The organism is Streptomyces sp. C36 (assembly GCF_040932295.1).
GTDB lineage: Bacteria > Actinomycetota > Actinomycetes > Streptomycetales > Streptomycetaceae > Streptomyces > Streptomyces triculaminicus.
Window position 1 is genome coordinate 245,596 of the sequence record NZ_JBFQGI010000003.1, and the last position, 17,183, is coordinate 262,778.

A 17,183-nucleotide genomic window follows, 5' to 3' on the forward strand; every position below is an offset into this window, starting at 1 on the left:
TCAAGACTTTAGTAATTGTCTACAATCCGAACGATTCACGCTAGAACGACGCAGTGCGGCCGACAGTTCAGGAACCTCGTGGTCCCGGCATGCCCGCGTGCCGTGACCGAGAGGAAGACCGTTGTCCGCTTCGCGCGGCGCCCGCCGTCGCAAGGTCCGCCGCCGCGCCGACATGCCCCTGCTGGGCGGCGCCCGGCCGCCGATAGCCGCGCTGCTGGCACTGCTGCTGGCCGTGGCGGGCACCACGGCGCTGGTCCTCGGCGACCGTGACCGGTCGGCGATCGACACGGCCGTCCTCACCTCGCAGCAGCACGTCGCCGAGGACGGCGCCCTCTCCCTGCGCGCCTCGCTCGACGAGAGCATCACCGACCTCCAGCGCGCCGCCGCCGTCTACGCGGGCTCCGACCCCGACGCGGTCCTGGACAAGCTCGGCAAGGTCTACAACAAGTGGCGCGGCACCGCCGTCATCGACCCGGCCGGCGGCACCCTGCTCGCCGCGCGCGGCGAGAACATCCCGCTCGCCACCGTCCTCAAGGGCAGGACCGGCAAGGACGGCAAGGACGACGACCCGCTCGGCCCGCGCCTGGTGAAGCTGCCCTCCGGTGACACGCGCATGCTCGTCGTGGCCGCCCTGCCCGGCGCCGCGGCGCCCCGGCTCCTCGTCGCCTCCGGCACCCTGAACGTCCCCGGCATCTCCTCCGGCGAGGACCGCTCCCTGCTGGTCGTCGACTCCGCCGGCACCGTCCTGGCCAGCGACGGCCCGTCCGTGGCCCGTAAGGCCTGGGCGAAGACCGCGCGCAGGACCGCCGCGGCCGACTCCGCCAAGACGCCCGAGGCCGGCGGCCACCCCGGGGCCAGCGGCCACCTCATGGGCGACAAGCGCGGCGACGTCCGTACGGCCGTGGGCTACGCGGCCGCCGGCCGGCTTCCCGGCGAGAGCAGCGCGGCCGGCACCCTCGGCCTGTCGGTGATCACCTCGGTCGACGTCACCGAGGACCCGGCCGTCGTCCGCACCCAGGCCTTCGGCCTCGTCGCCGCCGGCGTCCTGCTCGTCCTCGCCCTGCTGGTCGGCTGGGTGCTGCTGCGCACGGTCCAGCGGCCGCTGCTCCAGCTGTACCTGGAGAGCCGTCGGCTGGCGCGCGGCGAGCTGGACCGCCCGGTGGCCCGCTTCAAGGGCCGCGAGGCGGCCCGTACCGCCGCCGCCCTGGAGAGCCTGCGCCGCCAGCTGCTCGGCGGCCGCCCCACCCGCACCGGCCGGGCCCGCGGCGGCATCGGCGCGACGGCCACCGTCCTGGTGTGCGCGGTGGTCCTGCTGGCCTGGGCCGGGCCGCTGCTGCTGCTCGTCAACCGCGCGGGCAGCACCGTGGCCGTGCCCCAGCAGCTCGTCGACGACCAGCGCCGGCGCACCGACACCGCCTCGGACCGCGTCCGCAAGGCCCTCAACGAGGGCTGGGCCGACGTGGCCTCCGTGGCACAGACCCTCGCCGGCGGCGAGGCCAAGGAGGACGCCGAGAAGGCCGTCCTGGACAAGACCCTGCGCGAGCACGGCCGCTACCGCGCGGTCTACGTCATCGACGGCCAGGGCAAGGTCCTCTCCCGGGCCGGCGACTCGCCCCGCCACCCGGCGGGCAAGCCGCCCCGCCCGGACTCCGTCGCCCAGCTGAACACCTCCGGCAAGGAGCCGGCCGTCGCCGCCTACGCCGCCGTGCCCGGCGTCAAGGACCGCACGGTGGTCGGCGAGTACGACCCGCAGTTCCTGATATCCCTGGTCACCCGGCCGGGCCTGGGCCAGGTCTGGCTGATCGACAAGGGCCACCGCATCATCGCCGCCGACCGCGGCCACGGCTTCCGGGCCTTCTCCAGGCTTCCCGGCGGCCACCTCGACGACCTCGCGGTCACCGCGCGGAACCACACCACCAAGACCTCCGGCACCGCCATCCTCCACCGCGGCGACGGCTCCTCCGACATCGCGGCCGCCGCCCCCTTCACCGGCGGCGGCGCGGTCAAGGACCTCCAGTGGCAGGTCGTCAGCTCCCAGCCGACCTCCTGGCTGGAACTGCCCGAGTACAGCGCCCAGCGGCGCACCATGCTCGCCGGCCTGCTCGGCCTGACCGCCGCCGTGGCCTGCCTTGGCTGGCTGTACATCATCGTCATCCGCCCCCTGCACGCCCTGGCCGACCGGGCCGAGGCGCTGGCCGGCGGCGACCGCAAGACCGTGCTCTTCCCGCAGCACCACGACGAGGTCGGCGCGGTCGTACGCAACCTGGAACTGATCCGGCAGCGGCTGCGGACGTCCGCCGAGCGGCCGACGGCCGGAAGGAACTGACCCCGTGCTCTTCCTCTACACGGTCCTCGTGATCTGCTGCGCCATCGTGCTGGTCGCCGGCGTGATCGAACAGCGCCGGCACTTCACCAACCTCGAGATGATCCCCACCCGGGTGCTGATCAACGGCATCCGCGGCAAGAGCTCCATCACCCGGCTGTGCGCGGGCGCCCTGCGCGGCGGCGACCTGGTCACGGTCGCCAAGACCACCGGTACCGCGGCCCGCTTCATCCACCCGGACGCCACCGAGGAGCCGGTCTACCGCAAGTTCGGCATCGCCAACGTCGTCGAGCAGATCGGCATCGTGCGACGGGCCGCCGCCTACCGGCCCGACGCCCTGGTGATCGAGTGCATGGCCGTGATGCCGGCCCTGCAGGAGGTCAACCAGACCAAGCTGATCCGCTCCACCATCGGCGTGCTGTGCAACGTCCGCGAGGACCACCTGGCCGAGATGGGCCCGACGCTGGACGACGTGGCGCGCTCCCTGAGCCGCTCCATGCCGCACGGCGGCATCTGCGTGACCGCCGAGCGCGACCGGCTGCACATCCTGCGCGAGGAGGCGGCCAAGCGCGACTGCCGGCTGATCGCCGTGGACCCGGAGACGGTCACCGACGCGGAGCTGCGCGGCTTCAGCTGGTTCACGTTCAAGGAGAACGTCGCCATCGCGCTCGCCGTCGCCGAGCTGCTCGGCGTCGACCGCGCCACGGCCCTGCAGGGGATGTACGACGCGCCGCCGGACCCGGGCGTGCTGTCCGTGGAGCGCTACCTCACCCCCGAGGGCATGCCGTTCCGCTTCGCCAACATCTTCGCGGCCAACGACCCCGAGTCGACCCTGATGAACGTCGAGCAGCTGCTGAGCCTCGGCGCCGTCGAGCGGCCGCTGCACGTACTGATCAACTGCCGTCCCGACCGCGTCGAGCGCAACGGCCAGATGGGCGAGATCATCCCCCGGCTCGCCCCGGACTCGGTCTTCCTCATCGGCCACCCCACCAAGAGCGCCCACGACGCGATCCCCGCCGAGTGGCGCGACCGCGTGGTCGACCTCGGCGGCGACCGCCGCGACGCCGCCGAGCTGGAGCGGGAGATCCTGGGCCGGCTCGGTCCCGGCGCCTCGCTGGTGGCCATCGGCAACATCCACGGCCAGGGCGAGCTGCTGCTCGAGCGGCTGGCCGAACTGCCGGCGGACGAGTCGGCGCAGACACAGCAGCCGCAGCAGCCGGAGGAGCCCCCGGTGTATGTCCCGACGTATATAGAGCCCACAGGAGATTTCCGTTGATCCCCGCCGTCCTCACTCCGGAGATCGCCGCCATCGGGATCGCCCTGGGCCTGCTGTTCTCCCTGGTCTGCTACCTGACGACGAACCTCTCCCCGGGCGGCATGATCACCCCCGGCTGGCTGGCCCTCACCCTGGTCGAGGACCTCCAGCGCGCGGCGATGGTCGTGGGCATCACCGTGCTGACCTACCTGGGCACCCTGCTGCTGCAGCGCTACGTGATCCTCTACGGCAAGCGGCTCTTCGCCGCGGTGGTGCTGACCGGCGTGGTGCTGCAGGCGACCCTGTACGTCGTCCTCCAGCAGCAGTTCCCGCTGATGTACGCCAACCAGACGCTGGGCTTCATCGTCCCCGGCCTGATCGCCTACCAGCTGGTGCGCCAGCCCCGGGGCGCGACGCTGCTGGCCACCGGCACGGTGTCGCTCGCCAACTACGTCGTGCTGACCGCCGGCATCCTGCTCGGCTTCATGCCCACCGCCTGACCGTCCCCGACCTCACGGAGCGCACATCCATGTCCCGGAAGACAGCGGAACGGAAGCCGAACGCCCGGAAGAAGGCCAAGGGCCCGGGCCGCCGCCGCGCGATACAGACGCTGGTCGTCCTCGGCCTGCTGGGCACCAGCGCCTACCTGACGGTGGAGCTGCGCGACAAGCAGCAGGAGACGGCCCCGCCGGTGCAGTCCGTGGGCGGCTCCGGCACCGCCGCGGGCAAGGCGCTCCCCTCCGGCGAGCGGCGCTTCGAGCGGCTGGCCAACCCGGCGCGCACCGTCGTCCGCTCCGGCGACGGCGCGGTCCTGGCCACCTTCACCGACAATGCCCGTACCGCCGTGCTCACCGGCCCCAGCCGTACCTTCACCGAGCCCAGCACCACCTCGGCCAAGGTCACCACCGACAGCTGGGTACGGCTCCTGCCGGAGCAGTGGAAGGAAGGCTCGGAGAAGGCGGCCTGGTTCAAGGACTGGTTCGGCAAGAACCTGGGCGGCAAGGACCCCGACATCTTCGCGTTCGCCATGGACTACCTCGAGGGCGCCCCGCAGAAGAAGGACGCCCGGGGCGTCCCCTACGCCGGCGACGCCCAGTTCGGCCCGCTGAACCCCAAGGGCTCCGAGGCCGGCGACATGCGCCTGGAGCAGTCCGACTTCTACGACTACCTCGGCATCCCCTACACCTTCCGCGACGGCACGGTGGAGAAGCCCGAGACGCCGCGCTTCCGGGCCATGGACTGCTCCGGCTTCGTCCGCACCGTCTTCGGCTACCGCGCCCGCTACCCGCTGATGGGCAAGGACGTCAAGGGCGACGGCCTGCCCCGCACCGCCAACGGCATGGCCCGCCTCGCCCCCGGCGTGCCGGTGCTGGAGCTGACCGGCAAGCGCCCCGACGCCATCGACAAGCTGCAGCCCGGCGACCTGGTCTTCTTCGAGATCGACAAGCGCACCGGCGACCGGCTCGACCACGTCGGCATCTACATGGGCCTCGACACGGACGGCAAGCCCCGCTTCATCTCCAGCCGCGAGGAGGCCAACGGCCCCACCTTCGGCGACAAGGGCGGCACCGCCCGCCTCGACGGCAACGGCTTCTACGCGACGGGCCTGCGCAGCGCCAAGCGGCTCTGAGAGCCGCACGCCCGCCGTCCCGACACGACGCGAGGGGGTCCGGGGCGAAAGCCCCGGGCCCCCTCGTCCGTTCGGTGCGTGCCTTACGCCGGGACGCTCGCCACGCCCTCGGCCAGGAAGCGGCGGCCGATGACGCGCTCGGAGACGCCCTCACGGTCCAGGTACGGCGTGATGCCGCCCAGGTGGAAGGGCCAGCCCGCGCCGGTGATCAGGCACAGGTCGATGTCCTGCGCCTCGGCGACGACGCCCTCGTCGAGCATCAGGCCGATCTCCTGCGCCACCGCGTCCAGGACGCGGGCGCGGACCTGCTCCTCGGTCAGGACGCTGTCGCCCTGCACCAGGAGGGCGGCCACCTCGGGGTCCAGCTCCGGCTTGCCGGAGTCGTAGACGTAGAAGCCGCGCTTGCCCGCCTTGACCACGGCGGCCAGGTTGGGGGAGACCGTGAAGCGCTCGGGGAAGGCGCCGTGCAGCGTCTCGGAGACGTGCAGGCCGATCGCCGGGCCGACCAGCTCCAGGAGCACCAGCGGGGACATCGGCAGACCGAGCGGCTCGACGGCCTTCTCGGCGGTGACGACCGGGGTGCCCTCGTCGATGACGTTCTGGATCTCGCCCATGAAGCGGGTGAGGATGCGGTTGACGACGAACGCCGGGGCGTCCTTGACCAGCACCGCGGTCTTCTTCAGCTTCTTGGCCACGCCGAAGGCGGTGGCCAGCGAGGCGTCGTCGGTCCGCTCGCCGCGCACGATCTCCAGCAGCGGGAGGATCGCGACCGGGTTGAAGAAGTGGAAGCCGACGACCCGCTCGGGGTGCTTCAGCTTCGACGCCATCTCGGTCACCGACAGCGAGGAGGTGTTGGTGGCGAGGATGGCGTGCTCGGGCACGACCGCCTCGACCTCGGCGAACACCTGCTGCTTGACGCCCATCTCCTCGAAGACGGCCTCGATGACGAAGTCCGCGTCGCCGAAGGCGGCGGCCTTGTCCAGCGAGCCGGTCACCGCGGCCTTGAGGCGGTTGGCCTTGTCCTGGTTGATGCGGCCCTTGAGCAGCAGCTTGTCGATCTCGCCGTGGACGTAGCCCACGCCCTTGTCGACGCGCTCCTGGTCGATGTCGGTCAGCACGACCGGCACCTCGAGGCGGCGGGCGAACAGCAGCGCCAGCTGGGAGGCCATCAGACCGGCGCCGACGACGCCGACCTTGTTGACCGGGCGCGCGAGGGACTTGTCCGGGGCGCCGGCGGGGCGCTTGCCACGCTTCTGCACCAGGTTGAAGGCGTAGATGCCGCTGCGCAGCTCGCCGCCCATGATCAGGTCCGCGAGGGCCTGGTCCTCGGCGTCGAAGCCCTGGCGCAGGTCGCCGTTCTTGGCGGCGGCGATGATGTCCAGCGCGCGGTAGGCGGCCGGGGCGGCGCCGTGCACCTTGGAGTCGGCGATGGCGCGGCCGCGCTCGACGGCCTGGTCCCAGGCCTCGCCGCGGTCGACCTCGGGGCGGTCGACCTCGAGCTCGCCCTTGAGGACGGAGGCCGTCCACAGCAGCGACTGCTCGAGGAAGTCGGCGCCCTCGAAGATCGCGTCGGCGATGCCCAGGTCGAAGACCTGCTTGCCGCGCAGCTGCTTGTTCTGGTTGAGCGAGTTCTCGATGATCACCGAGACCGCGCGGTCCGCGCCGATGAGGTTCGGCAGCAGGGCGCAGCCGCCCCAGCCCGGGACCAGGCCGAGGAAGACCTCGGGCAGCGAGAAGGCGGGGATCGCCTTGGAGACCGTGCGGTAGGTGCAGTGCAGGCCGACCTCGACGCCGCCGCCCATCGCGGCACCGTTGTAGTACGCGAAGGTCGGGACGCCCAGGGAGGACAGGCGCTTGAAGACGTCGTGGCCGCCCTTGCCGATGGCCAGCGCGTCCTCGTGCTTCTTCAGCAGCTCGACGCCCTTGAGGTCGGCGCCGACGGCGAAGATGAACGGCTTGCCGGTGATGCCGGCGCCCACGATCTCGCCGGCCTCGGCCTCGGCCTCGACCTGGTCGATCGCGATGTTGAGGTTCGCGAGGGACTTCGGGCCGAAGGTGGTCGGCTTGGTGTGGTCGAAGCCGTTGTCCAGCGTGATGAGCGCGAAGCGCCCGGCGCCGGGGAGGTCGAGGTGGCGCACGTGCGCCTGGGTGACGACCTCGTCGGGGAACAGCTCGGCCGCGCCCTTCAGGAGTTCAGCGGTGGTGCTCACTTGTTGCCTCCGTCGAAGTGCGGGTTCTCCCAGATGACCGTTCCGCCCATGCCGAAGCCGACGCACATCGAGGTGATGCCGTAGCGGACGTGCGGCTGCTCCTCGAACTGGCGGGCAAGCTGCGTCATCAGACGGACGCCGGAGGAGGCCAGCGGGTGGCCGAAGGCGATCGCGCCGCCGTACTGGTTGACGCGCGGGTCGTCGTCGGCGATGCCGTAGTGGTCCAGCAGCGAGAGCACCTGGACGGCGAAGGCCTCGTTGATCTCGAACAGGCCGATGTCGTCGATCGACAGGCCCGCCTTGGCGAGCGCCTTCTCGGTGGCCGGGACCGGGCCGATGCCCATGACCTCGGGCTCGACGCCGGCGAAGGCGTAGGAGACCAGGCGCATCTTGACCGGCAGGCCCAGCTCGCGGGCGACGTCCTCGGCCGCGATCAGGGAGGCGGTGGCACCGTCGTTGAGACCGGCGGCGTTGCCCGCGGTGACCCGGCCGTGCGGACGGAAGGGGGTCTTCAGGCCGGCCAGGTTGGCCAGCGTGGTGCCCGGGCGCATCGGCTCGTCGGCGGTGGCCAGGCCCCAGCCCGTCTCGCCGCCCTCGGGGGACGTACGGCGGATGGAGATCGGCACCAGGTCGGCCTGGATCTTGCCGTCGGCGTAGGCCTTGGCGGCCTTCTCCTGGCTACGGACCGCGTACTCGTCGGCCCGCTGCTTGGTGATGTGCGGCAGGCGGTCGTGGAGGTTCTCCGCGGTCATGCCCATGAACAGGGCGGACTCGTCGACCAGCTTCTCCGAGACGAAGCGCGGGTTGGGGTCGACGCCCTCGCCCATGGGGTGACGGCCCATGTGCTCGACGCCGCCGGCGAGGGCGATGTCGTAGGCACCGAGGGCGACGCCGCCGGCGACGGCGGTCACGGCGGTCATGGCGCCGGCGCACATGCGGTCGATGGAGTAGCCGGGCACGGACTGCGGGAGGCCCGCGAGGATGCCGGCCGTGCGGCCCAGGGTCAGGCCCTGGTCGCCGATCTGCGTCGTCGCGGCGATGGCGACCTCGTCGATCCGGGCCGGGTCGAGGTCCGGGTTGCGGCGCAGCAGCTCCCGGATGACCTTGACGACCAGGTCGTCGGCGCGGGTCTCGTGGTAGATGCCCTTCGGGCCCGCCTTGCCGAACGGGGTGCGGACGCCGTCGACGAAAACGACGTCCCTAGCGGTACGAGGCACGTTGGCTCTCCTCCAGGTGCGGATCGCTGCGCGCGGGCATGCCGGTACGGCTCCGCCGCGGTGCGGGCTGACAACCGTCATGCTACTTGCGGGTAACCACGCTGCCCAGACCCTTCGGGAGGAGCGGCGAAGGTCACATTCCGCCGTGGGTGCGCGCCCGCGGTGCCGCCGCACGGGGCTCCGCCCCGGACCCCGGTCCTCAAAAAGCCGGACGGGCTGGAGAATCCAGCCCGTCCGGCTTTTTGAGGACACCGCGCGTCAGCGCGGTCCGGGGGTGCTCAGACGGCAACCTCCGTCAGGGCCTTCACCAGCACGGGAGTGACCTGCTCCACCTGCCAGCGCCGCGCACCGTGCGCATCGAGAACCGCGGCCACGGTCTCCGGCGTCGGAGCCTTCGGCGGCTCCCAGCACAGACGGCGGACCGTGTCCGGGGTGATCAGGTTCTCCTGGGGCATGGTGAGCCGCTCGGCGAGCTCCGAGACCGCCGCGCGCGCGGCCGACAGCCGGGCGGCCGCGACCGGGTCCTTGTCCGCCCAGGCCCGCGGCGGGGGCGGGCCGGCCAGGGGCTGGCCGGGCTGCGGAAGCTCCGACTCCGGGAGCGCCTTGGCGCGTTCGACGGCCGACTGCCACTGCTCGAGCTGCTTGCGGCTCATCCTGTTCCCGAAGCCGGGCAGGGCGGCGAGCGCCTGGGCGTTCGGCGGCATGTTCAGGGCGGCCTCGACGATCGCGCCGTCGCCGAGCACCTTGCCGGGCGAGACGTCGCGCCGCTGGGCGATGAGGTCGCGCGCGGTCCACATCTCGCGCACCACGGCCATCTGGCGGCGCCGGCGCACCTTGTGCATCCCGGACGTGCGGCGCCAGGGGTCCTTGCGGGGCGGGGGCGGCGGCGCGGAGGCGATGGCGTCGAACTCCTGGCGGGCCCAGTCGAGCTTGCCCTGCCGGTCCAGCTCCTCCTCCAGCGCGTCGCGCAGGTCGACCAGCAGCTCCACGTCCAGGGCGGCGTAGCGCAGCCACGGCTCCGGCAGCGGGCGGGTGGACCAGTCGACGGCGGAGTGGCCCTTCTCCAGGGCGTAGCCCAGGACGTTCTCGACCATGGCGCCGAGCCCCACGCGGGCGAAGCCCGCGAGCCGTCCCGCCAGCTCCGTGTCGAAGAGCCGCGTCGGCGTCATCCCTATCTCGCGCAGACAGGGCAGGTCCTGGGTGGCGGCGTGCAGCACCCACTCGGCGTCGGCGACGGCCTTGCCGAGGGAGGACAGGTCGGGGCAGCCGACCGGGTCGATCAGCGCGGTCCCGGCGCCCTCGCGGCGCAGCTGGACGAGGTAGGCGCGCTGGCCGTAGCGGTAGCCGGAGGCACGTTCGGCGTCGACGGCGACGGGGCCGGTGCCCGCGGCGAAGGCCGCGACCACGGCGGCCAGGGCGTCGGCGTCGGCGACGACCGGGGGGATTCCCTCGTGCGGCTCCAGCAGGGGGATCGGCGCCGAATCGACGTCGTCCGGGGGGCCGCCCCCGGTGGTTCGCAGTGCAGTGTCTTCTGCGGTCTCTTGGGCGTCGGTCACCGCTCAAGGGTATCCGTGGATGGCAAGCGCCCGTCGCCGGAACGTTCCGGCGACGGGCGCGGCGCGCCGGGAGCGCGGTCAGTGGATGATGCCGGTGCGCAGCGCCACGGCCACCATCCCGGCCCGGTCGCCCGTGCCGAGCTTGCGTGCGATGCGGGCGAGGTGGCTCTTGACGGTGAGCGCCGACAGGCCCATGGAGACGCCGATGGCCTTGTTGGACTGGCCCTCCGCAACCAGCCGCAGGACCTCGACCTCGCGCCCGGACAGCTCGCGGTAGCCGCCGGGGTGGCCGGGGGCGCCGGGCGGGCGCCGCTGCATCCGGGCGGCGGCGGAACCGATGGGGGCGGCGCCGGGACGCCCGGGGACGCCGAGGTTCGTGCGGGTGCCGGTGACGACATAGCCTTTGACGCCGCCCGCGAGGGCGTTGCGCACCGCGCCGATGTCGTCGGCGGCGGACAGGGCCAGGCCGTTGGGCCAGCCCGCGGCGCGGGTCTCGGAGAGCAGGGTCAGGCCGGAGCCGTCCGGGAGGTGGACGTCGGCCACGCAGATGTCGCGCGGGTTGCCGATGCGCGGCCGGGCCTCGGCGATGGACGACGCCTCGATCACGTCCCGCACCCCCAGCGCCCACAGGTGGCGGGTGACGGTGGAACGGACCCGGGGGTCGGCGACGACGACCATGGCGGTCGGTTTGTTCGGGCGGTAGGCGAGGCTAGCGGGTTGCTCGAGGAGTACGGACACCGGGCCTCCAGTTGGGGGGAGTGGCGGGGACGGGTGCCGACTTGGGGATAAGCCGGGGCGATCCGTATGGGAAGGGTCACAAGGTCCTTCGGCAGCGAAACGGTCCGGCTTTAGGGAATGATCACGAATTGGTGAGTAACAATTCGGGCAATTCAGACGGTTGACCGATCAACTTGCTTCGCTTCACGACAACGGGCCGCGGCCCGGCGGCGGCGATGTTCACGGCGGGACACGGCAGGCCGCGGCGTCGCGCGACCGGACGCACGACCGGACGTAAGACCAGGGGAGAGGCACAGCTCAGCGGCTGTGCGGCCCCCGGCGCTGCGGCAGCGTCACGATGCCCGCCTCGGGCGCGCCGCCCGGCGGCAGCCCCGCGATCTGGCACAGCAGATCGCACCACGCCGACAGATGGGCCGCCGTGTCCGGCACGCCGCCCGCCGCGCCCGGCGCCGCGGGCGGGACCGCCGGCGACCACGACGCCCGGATCTCGATCCGCGTCGAGGGCTCCCGCTCGCGCAGCCCGCCGAAGTAGTGCGAGCCCGCCCGCGTCACCGTGCCGCTGATCGCCGCGTACGGCACCCGGCGCGCCTCCAGCGCGCCCGTGAGCCACGACCAGCACACCTCCGGCAGCAGCGGGTCCGCCGCCATCTCCGGCTCCAGCTCCGCGTGCACCAGCGTCACCAGCCGGAACGTACCGCCCCACGCGTCATGCCCCGCCGGGTCGTGCAGCAGGATCAGCCGCCCGTCCGCCAGCTCCTCGTCGTCCACGACGACCGCCGCCTCCAGGGCGTAGGAGTACGGGGCCAGCCGCTGGGGCGGCGGGGTGGCGTCCAGCTCGATCTCGGGCCGCAGGCGCACCCCTTGCAACCCCGCGACCGCCTGCCGGAAGACGGACGGGGTGCCCTCCCCATCCGCGTCGTCCGGACCGTCCGAGAGGTGTCCCTGCGCCGCAGCCATGCCCGGAAGACTAGGCGGAACCACCCCCGGTTCCGGGTAGGGACACCCACACGGGCGGGTCACTCGTTCGGCCCGTGCGAAGATTTGGGGCATGAGTGAGCGCAGCCAGCAGCAGACGGGCCGCACCGCGGCACAGGATTCGGCCCCCGCCGCCGTCCGTGATTCGGCGTTCCTGCGGGCCTGCCGCCGCGAACCCGTGCCGCACACCCCGGTCTGGTTCATGCGGCAGGCGGGGCGCTCGCTGCCCGAGTACCGCAAGGTCCGCGAGGGCATCCCCATGCTCGAGTCCTGCATGCGGCCCGACCTCGTCACCGAGATCACCCTGCAGCCGGTGCGCCGCCACGGCGTCGACGCCGCCATCTTCTTCAGCGACATCGTGGTGCCGCTGAAGGCCATCGGCGTCGACCTCGACATCAAGCCCGGCGTCGGCCCGGTCGTCGCCGAGCCCGTGCGCACCCGCGCCGACCTCGAGCGACTGCGCCCCCTCGACGCCTCCGACGTCCCTTACGTCACCGAAGCCATCGGCATGCTCACCGCCGAGCTGGGCGCCACCCCGCTCATCGGCTTCGCCGGCGCGCCGTTCACGCTGGCCAGCTACCTCATCGAGGGCGGCCCGTCGCGGACGTACGAGAACACCAAGGCCATGATGTACGGCGACCCCGAGCTGTGGGCCGACCTCGTGGACCGGCTCTCCGTCATCACCTCCGCGTTCCTGCGGGTCCAGATCGAGGCCGGCGCGAGCGCCGTCCAGCTCTTCGACTCCTGGGCCGGCGCCCTGGCCCCGGCCGACTACCGCCGCTACGTCATGCCCGCCTCCCGCAAGGTCTTCGACTCCGTCGCCGGCTACGACGTGCCGCGCATCCACTTCGGCGTCGGCACCGGCGAGCTGCTCGGCCTGATGGGCGAGGCCGGCGCGGACGTCGTCGGCGTCGACTGGCGCGTGCCCCTGGACGAGGCCGCCCGCCGCGTCGGCCCCGGCAAGGCGCTGCAGGGCAACCTCGACCCGACCGTCCTCTTCGCCCCGCGCGAGGCGGTGCGCGCCAAGACCGACGAGGTCCTGGCGGCGGCGGCCGGCCTCGAGGGCCACGTCTTCAACCTCGGCCACGGCGTGATGCCGACGACCGACCCGGACGCGCTCACCCACCTCGTCGAGTACGTCCACGAGCGCTCGGCCCGCTAGCGGACACGCGCTAGCGGATCAGGGTGGCCGCCTTCCGGGCGGCCACCAGCACCGGATCCCACACGGGCGAGAACGGCGGCGCGTACCCCAGGTCCAGCGCCGTCATCTGCTCCACCGTCATCCGCGCGGTGAGCGCGACCGCCGCGACGTCCACCCGCTTCGCCGCGCCCTCCCGCCCCACGATCTGCACGCCCAGCAGTCGGCCCGTGCCCTGCTCGGCCAGCATCTTCACGGTCATCCCCCGGGCGCCGGGGTAGTAGCCCGCCCGGCTCGTCGACTCGATCGTCGCCGTCACGAAGCGCAGCCCCACCGCGCGGGCGTCCTTCTCGCGCAGCCCGGTGCGGGCGATCTCCAGGTCGCACACCTTGCTGACGGCCGTCCCGACCACGCCCGGGAACGTGGCGTACCCGCCGCCCACGTTCATGCCGATCACCTGGCCGTGCTTGTTGGCGTGGGTGCCCAGGGCGATGTGCCGGGTGCGCCCCGACACCAGGTCGAGCACCTCCACGCAGTCACCCCCCGCCCAGATGTTCGCGTGCCCGCGCACCCGCATCGCCAGGTCCGTCAGCAGCCCGCCCGACTCGCCGAGCGGCAGCCCCGCCGCCGCGGCGAGCGAGGTCTCGGGGCGCACGCCCAGGCCGAGGACGACCACGTCGGCCGGGACGTCGCCCGCCGACGTCGCCACCCCCACCGCCTCACCGTCCGCCCCGGTGCGAACGCCCGTCACGGCCGTGTCCGTGACCACCTCGATGCCCATCCCCGACATCGCCTCGCGGACCAGCGCGCCCATGTCCGGGTCCAGCGTCGCCATCGGCTGCGCCGAACGCTCCACGACCGTCACCTCGCAGCCCCGCCGGACGAGGGCCTCCGCCATCTCCACGCCGATGTACCCGGCGCCGATCACCACCGCCCGGCGGGCGGCCGTCCGCTCCAGGCCCTCCAGCAGCGCCCGCCCGTCCTCCAGGGTCTGCACCCCGTACACCCCACGGGCGTCGATGCCCTCGAGCGGCGGGCGCAGCGGCCGGGCGCCGGTGGCCAGGACCAGGTCGTCGTAGCCGTGCCAGGTCTCCCGGCCCGACGTCAGCTCCCGGGCCCGTACCCGCTGTCCGGCGACGTCGAGCTCGGTCACCTCGGTGAGCATGCGCAGGTCGATGCCGCGCTCGCGGTGGGCCTCGGGCGTCCGGGCGACGAGCGCCTCGGGGCCGTCGACGACGCCGCCGGTCCAGTAGGGAATGCCGCAGGCGGAGTACGAGGCGAAGCGGCCGCGCTCGAACGCGGTGATCGCCAGGTGCTCCCGGTCCCTCAGCCTGCGGGCCCGTGACGCGGCGGACATGCCCGCCGCGTCGCCCCCGACGACCACCATCCGCCGCTGCCCCGCCATCGCGCGCCTCCCGTCGTCCCGCCGGTCGTGCGGCTCACGCTACGGGGCCCCGCCGAAGCGGAGGAACACCGTCTCCTCGTGGAGCGCGTCGCCCTGGAGGCGGACGTCGAAGCGGTACGAGCGCGGGCGCGCCGCGTCGTGGGCGGCCAGCAGCGTGGCGCGCCGCTCGGCCGGCAGCGAGGCCAGCAGCGGGTCGTCCCCGGGCGGGCGGACGTAGACGCGGGTGAAGAGGTGGTGGGTCAGCCCGCGGGCGAACAGACACAGCGCCAGATAGGGCGCCCCGCCCGGCAGCAGGGTGCGCAGCGCGTAGTGGCCGTCCTCGCCGGTGGGCACGCGCGCGAAGCCGGTGAAGGCGTCCCCGTCGCGGTACGGGCCGCGGGCGGCGCCGGCCGGGGAGCCGTCCGGCGCCGCCTGCCAGAACTCCAGCAGCGCGTCCGGCACCGGCGCGCCCGGCCCGTCGAGGACGTACCCGTGCAGGGTGATCGCGTCGGGGTGTCCGGCGGGGGCGAGGTCGTCGCCGCCGGGGTAGGGCAGGGCCATGCCGAAGTAGGGCCCGACGGTCTGCGAGGGCGTGGGGTCCAGCGGCATGTCAGCGGCCCTCCCGCGCCGGGGTGGCGGGGGCCGTCCAGGTGGCGGCCGGACCGTCCAGAACGATGTCCCAGTGGTAGCCGAGGGAGAGCTCCGGTTCGTTCAGGTCGGGGTCGTAGACGGCGACCAGGCGGCGCCGGGCGTCCGCGTCGGGGAGGGCGTTGCGGACGGCGTCGTAGGGCAGGAGCGGGTCGTTCGGGAAGTACATCTGGGTCACCAGACGCTGGGTGAAGGCCGTGCCGAACAGGGAGAAGTGCAGGTGGGCGGGGCGCCAGGAGTGGGGGTGGGAGGCCCAGGGGTAGGCGCCGGGCCTGATGGTGGTGAAGCGGTAGCGGCCGGAGTCGTCGGTCAGGCACCGGCCGGTGCCGGTGAAGTGGGGGTCGAGCGGGGCCCGGCGGTCGTCGAGCCGGTGGGCGTAGCGGCCGGCGGCGTTGGCCTGCCACAGCTCCACCAGCTGGCCGCGCACCGGGCGGCCCCGGCCGTCCAGGACCCGTCCGCTGACGGTGATGCGCTCGCCGATCGGCTCGCCCGGATGCTGCCGGGTCAGGTCCGCGTCCAGCGGGCCCACGTCGCGGGCGCCGAAGAGGGGCGCGGCCAGCTCGACGGCCCCGGGGCCGAGGACGACCGGCACCGGTGGCCGCAGGGGTCTGCGCTCGACGGCGCCGACGTAGGGCGGCGCCTCGCCGAAGCCGGCCTCACGTCCGGTCCGTCGCCGCTCCCCGTGCCGTTCACGTGCCGGTCCGTTCGCTGCCATGGCCTTGCCCTACCCCGGTCCGGCACCCGCGATCCCCGCCCGGACGGCCGTTATCGGTCAGGCTCGCGGCTCATGGCGGGCGGGGGTGGTGGGCGGGTCAGCGCTCGAGGACCAGCGCCTGGCCCTGGCCGACGCCGATGCACAGCGCCGCCAGCCCGGTGCCGGAGCCCGCCGCCGCGAGCTGGTGGGCGACCGAGCCCGCCAGCCGGGCGCCGGAGCAGCCCAGCGGGTGGCCGATCGCGATCGCCCCGCCGCGCGGGTTGACGATGTCCGGGTCGAGCTCCGGCCACTCGGCCAGGCAGCCCAGCGCCTGCGCGGCGAAGGCCTCGTTGAGCTCGAGGACCGCGAGGTCGGCGAAGGTGCGGCCGGCAGCGGCCAGCGCCCGCCGCACCGCTTCCACGGGGCCGAGCCCGTACAGGTCCGGCTCGATGCCGGTGACGGCCGACGCCCGCACGCGGGCCAGCGGCTCCCGGCCCGTGGCCGCGAGGCCCGCCTCGTCGCACAGCAGCAGGGCCGCGGCACCGTCGTTCAGCGGGGAGGAGTTGCCCGCGGTGACCGTGCCGCCGTCCATGCGGAAGGCGGGCTGCAGCGCGGACAGTGCCTCGAGGGACGTGCTGTCGCGGATGCACTCGTCGCGGGGCAGGTCCACCCCGGGCAGCGGCACGACCTCGCCGTCGTAGGCCCCCTCCTTCCAGGCCCGCGCGGCCTTCTCGTGGCTGGCCAGCGCGAACGCGTCCTGGCGCGGCCGGGTGATGCCGTGCTTGTCGGCGATGCGCTCCGCGCCCTCACCGAGGGAGACGGTCCAGCGCGGGCGCATCCGCGGGTTCGTCATCCGCCAGCCGAGCGTGGTCGAGTACATCTCCTGGGGACCCGCGGGGAAGGCACGGTCGGGCTTGCGCATCACCCAGGGGGCGCGGCTCATCGACTCCACGCCGCCCGCGATCACCACGGAGGCGTCGCCGACCGCGATGGCGCGGTAGGCCTGGACGACCGCCTCCAGGCCCGAGGCGCACAGCCGGTTGACGGTGGCGCCCGGCACGGTCACCGGCAGCCCGGCCAGCAGTACGGCCATCCGGGCCACGTCGCGGTTCTCCTCGCCGGCGCCGTTGGCGTTGCCGAGGACCACGTCGTCGACGCGGGCCGGGTCCAGTTCGGGCGAGCGGTCGACCAGCGCCCGGACGACGTGCGCGGCGAGGTCGTCGGGACGTACGCGGGAGAGGGCGCCGCCGTACTTGCCGACCGGGGTGCGGACGGCGTCGACGATGTACACATCCCGGATGCGGTCGTTCATGGGGTCTCCGTAAACGTTCGTGACGGGTGGGGCGGTGGGACGGTCGTGTGCGCGCGAGTCTCGGCGCGGCGCGAGGCCCTGTCAATGGGGTGCCGACGGGCGC

General features: G+C 73.5%; 13 protein-coding genes and 1 pseudogene. 5 read left to right on the forward strand and 9 right to left on the reverse strand.

Features of this window, described 5'->3' with window-relative positions; translation table 11 throughout:
- Positions 1-121 precede the first annotated feature (121 nt).
- The 4 genes and pseudogenes from AB4K12_RS10885 (at position 122) to AB4K12_RS10900 (ending at position 5,208) form a co-directional block, all read left to right on the forward strand.
- Positions 122-2,326, forward strand: coding sequence for a HAMP domain-containing protein (locus tag AB4K12_RS10885; RefSeq protein WP_368434003.1), 2,205 nt, complete (start codon positions 122-124; stop codon positions 2,324-2,326).
- 4 nt (positions 2,327-2,330) lie between these two features.
- Positions 2,331-3,515 (forward strand): annotated as a pseudogene (pgsB, locus tag AB4K12_RS10890) (poly-gamma-glutamate synthase PgsB); the annotation flags it as partial.
- Positions 3,516-3,595: 80 nt separating this feature from the next.
- Positions 3,596-4,078 (forward strand): poly-gamma-glutamate biosynthesis protein PgsC/CapC, encoded by a 483-nt coding sequence (locus tag AB4K12_RS10895; RefSeq protein WP_086571348.1) that lies wholly within the window; start codon positions 3,596-3,598, stop codon positions 4,076-4,078.
- Positions 4,079-4,107: 29 nt separating this feature from the next.
- The gene (locus AB4K12_RS10900) at positions 4,108-5,208 is read left to right on the forward strand and encodes a C40 family peptidase (protein WP_368434004.1); all 1,101 of its coding nucleotides are present in this window, start codon (positions 4,108-4,110) and stop codon (positions 5,206-5,208) included.
- An 83-nt stretch (positions 5,209-5,291) separates the two neighbouring features.
- Here the strand turns inward: AB4K12_RS10900 and AB4K12_RS10905 are convergent, their stop codons facing one another.
- The 5 genes from AB4K12_RS10905 to AB4K12_RS10925 form a co-directional block, all read right to left on the reverse strand.
- A complete protein-coding gene (locus AB4K12_RS10905) occupies positions 5,292-7,418 on the reverse strand; it encodes a 3-hydroxyacyl-CoA dehydrogenase NAD-binding domain-containing protein (RefSeq protein ID WP_368434005.1) in 2,127 nt (708 codons plus the stop codon).
- The gene (locus AB4K12_RS10910) at positions 7,415-8,635 is read right to left on the reverse strand and encodes an acetyl-CoA C-acyltransferase (RefSeq protein WP_086571343.1); all 1,221 of its coding nucleotides are present in this window, start codon (positions 8,633-8,635) and stop codon (positions 7,415-7,417) included. The genes AB4K12_RS10905 and AB4K12_RS10910 overlap by 4 nt, the downstream gene beginning before the upstream one ends.
- 278 nt (positions 8,636-8,913) lie before the next feature.
- Positions 8,914-10,191, reverse strand: a complete 1,278-nt coding sequence (locus AB4K12_RS10915; RefSeq protein ID WP_368434006.1) for an HRDC domain-containing protein — start codon at positions 10,189-10,191, stop codon at positions 8,914-8,916.
- A 78-nt stretch (positions 10,192-10,269) separates the two neighbouring features.
- Positions 10,270-10,929: a response regulator transcription factor gene (locus AB4K12_RS10920; protein ID WP_086571339.1), complete on the reverse strand. Its 660-nt coding sequence runs from the start codon at positions 10,927-10,929 to the stop codon at positions 10,270-10,272.
- 297 nt (positions 10,930-11,226) lie between these two features.
- On the reverse strand, positions 11,227-11,886 hold the full coding sequence (locus AB4K12_RS10925) for a DUF3000 domain-containing protein (RefSeq protein ID WP_368434007.1): 660 nt from the start codon (positions 11,884-11,886) through the stop codon (positions 11,227-11,229).
- 91 nt (positions 11,887-11,977) lie between these two features.
- Between AB4K12_RS10925 and hemE the strand changes: the two genes are divergently transcribed.
- Positions 11,978-13,066, forward strand: a complete 1,089-nt coding sequence (hemE, locus tag AB4K12_RS10930) for a uroporphyrinogen decarboxylase (RefSeq protein WP_368434008.1) — start codon at positions 11,978-11,980, stop codon at positions 13,064-13,066.
- Between the two features lie 10 nt (positions 13,067-13,076).
- Here the strand turns inward: hemE and AB4K12_RS10935 are convergent, their stop codons facing one another.
- From AB4K12_RS10935 to AB4K12_RS10950, 4 genes are all read right to left on the reverse strand, one after another.
- Entirely contained in the window at positions 13,077-14,447 is a 1,371-nt protein-coding gene (locus AB4K12_RS10935) for an FAD-dependent oxidoreductase (protein WP_368434009.1), read from the reverse strand.
- Between the two features lie 39 nt (positions 14,448-14,486).
- On the reverse strand, positions 14,487-15,035 hold the full coding sequence (gene pcaG / locus AB4K12_RS10940) for a protocatechuate 3,4-dioxygenase subunit alpha (protein WP_368434010.1): 549 nt from the start codon (positions 15,033-15,035) through the stop codon (positions 14,487-14,489).
- A gap of 1 nt (position 15,036) precedes the next feature.
- The gene (gene pcaH, locus AB4K12_RS10945) at positions 15,037-15,789 is read right to left on the reverse strand and encodes a protocatechuate 3,4-dioxygenase subunit beta (protein WP_368434011.1); all 753 of its coding nucleotides are present in this window, start codon (positions 15,787-15,789) and stop codon (positions 15,037-15,039) included.
- 97 nt (positions 15,790-15,886) lie between these two features.
- Positions 15,887-17,080 (reverse strand): acetyl-CoA C-acyltransferase, encoded by a 1,194-nt coding sequence (locus AB4K12_RS10950; RefSeq protein WP_368434012.1) that lies wholly within the window; start codon positions 17,078-17,080, stop codon positions 15,887-15,889.
- Positions 17,081-17,183 lie beyond the last annotated feature (103 nt).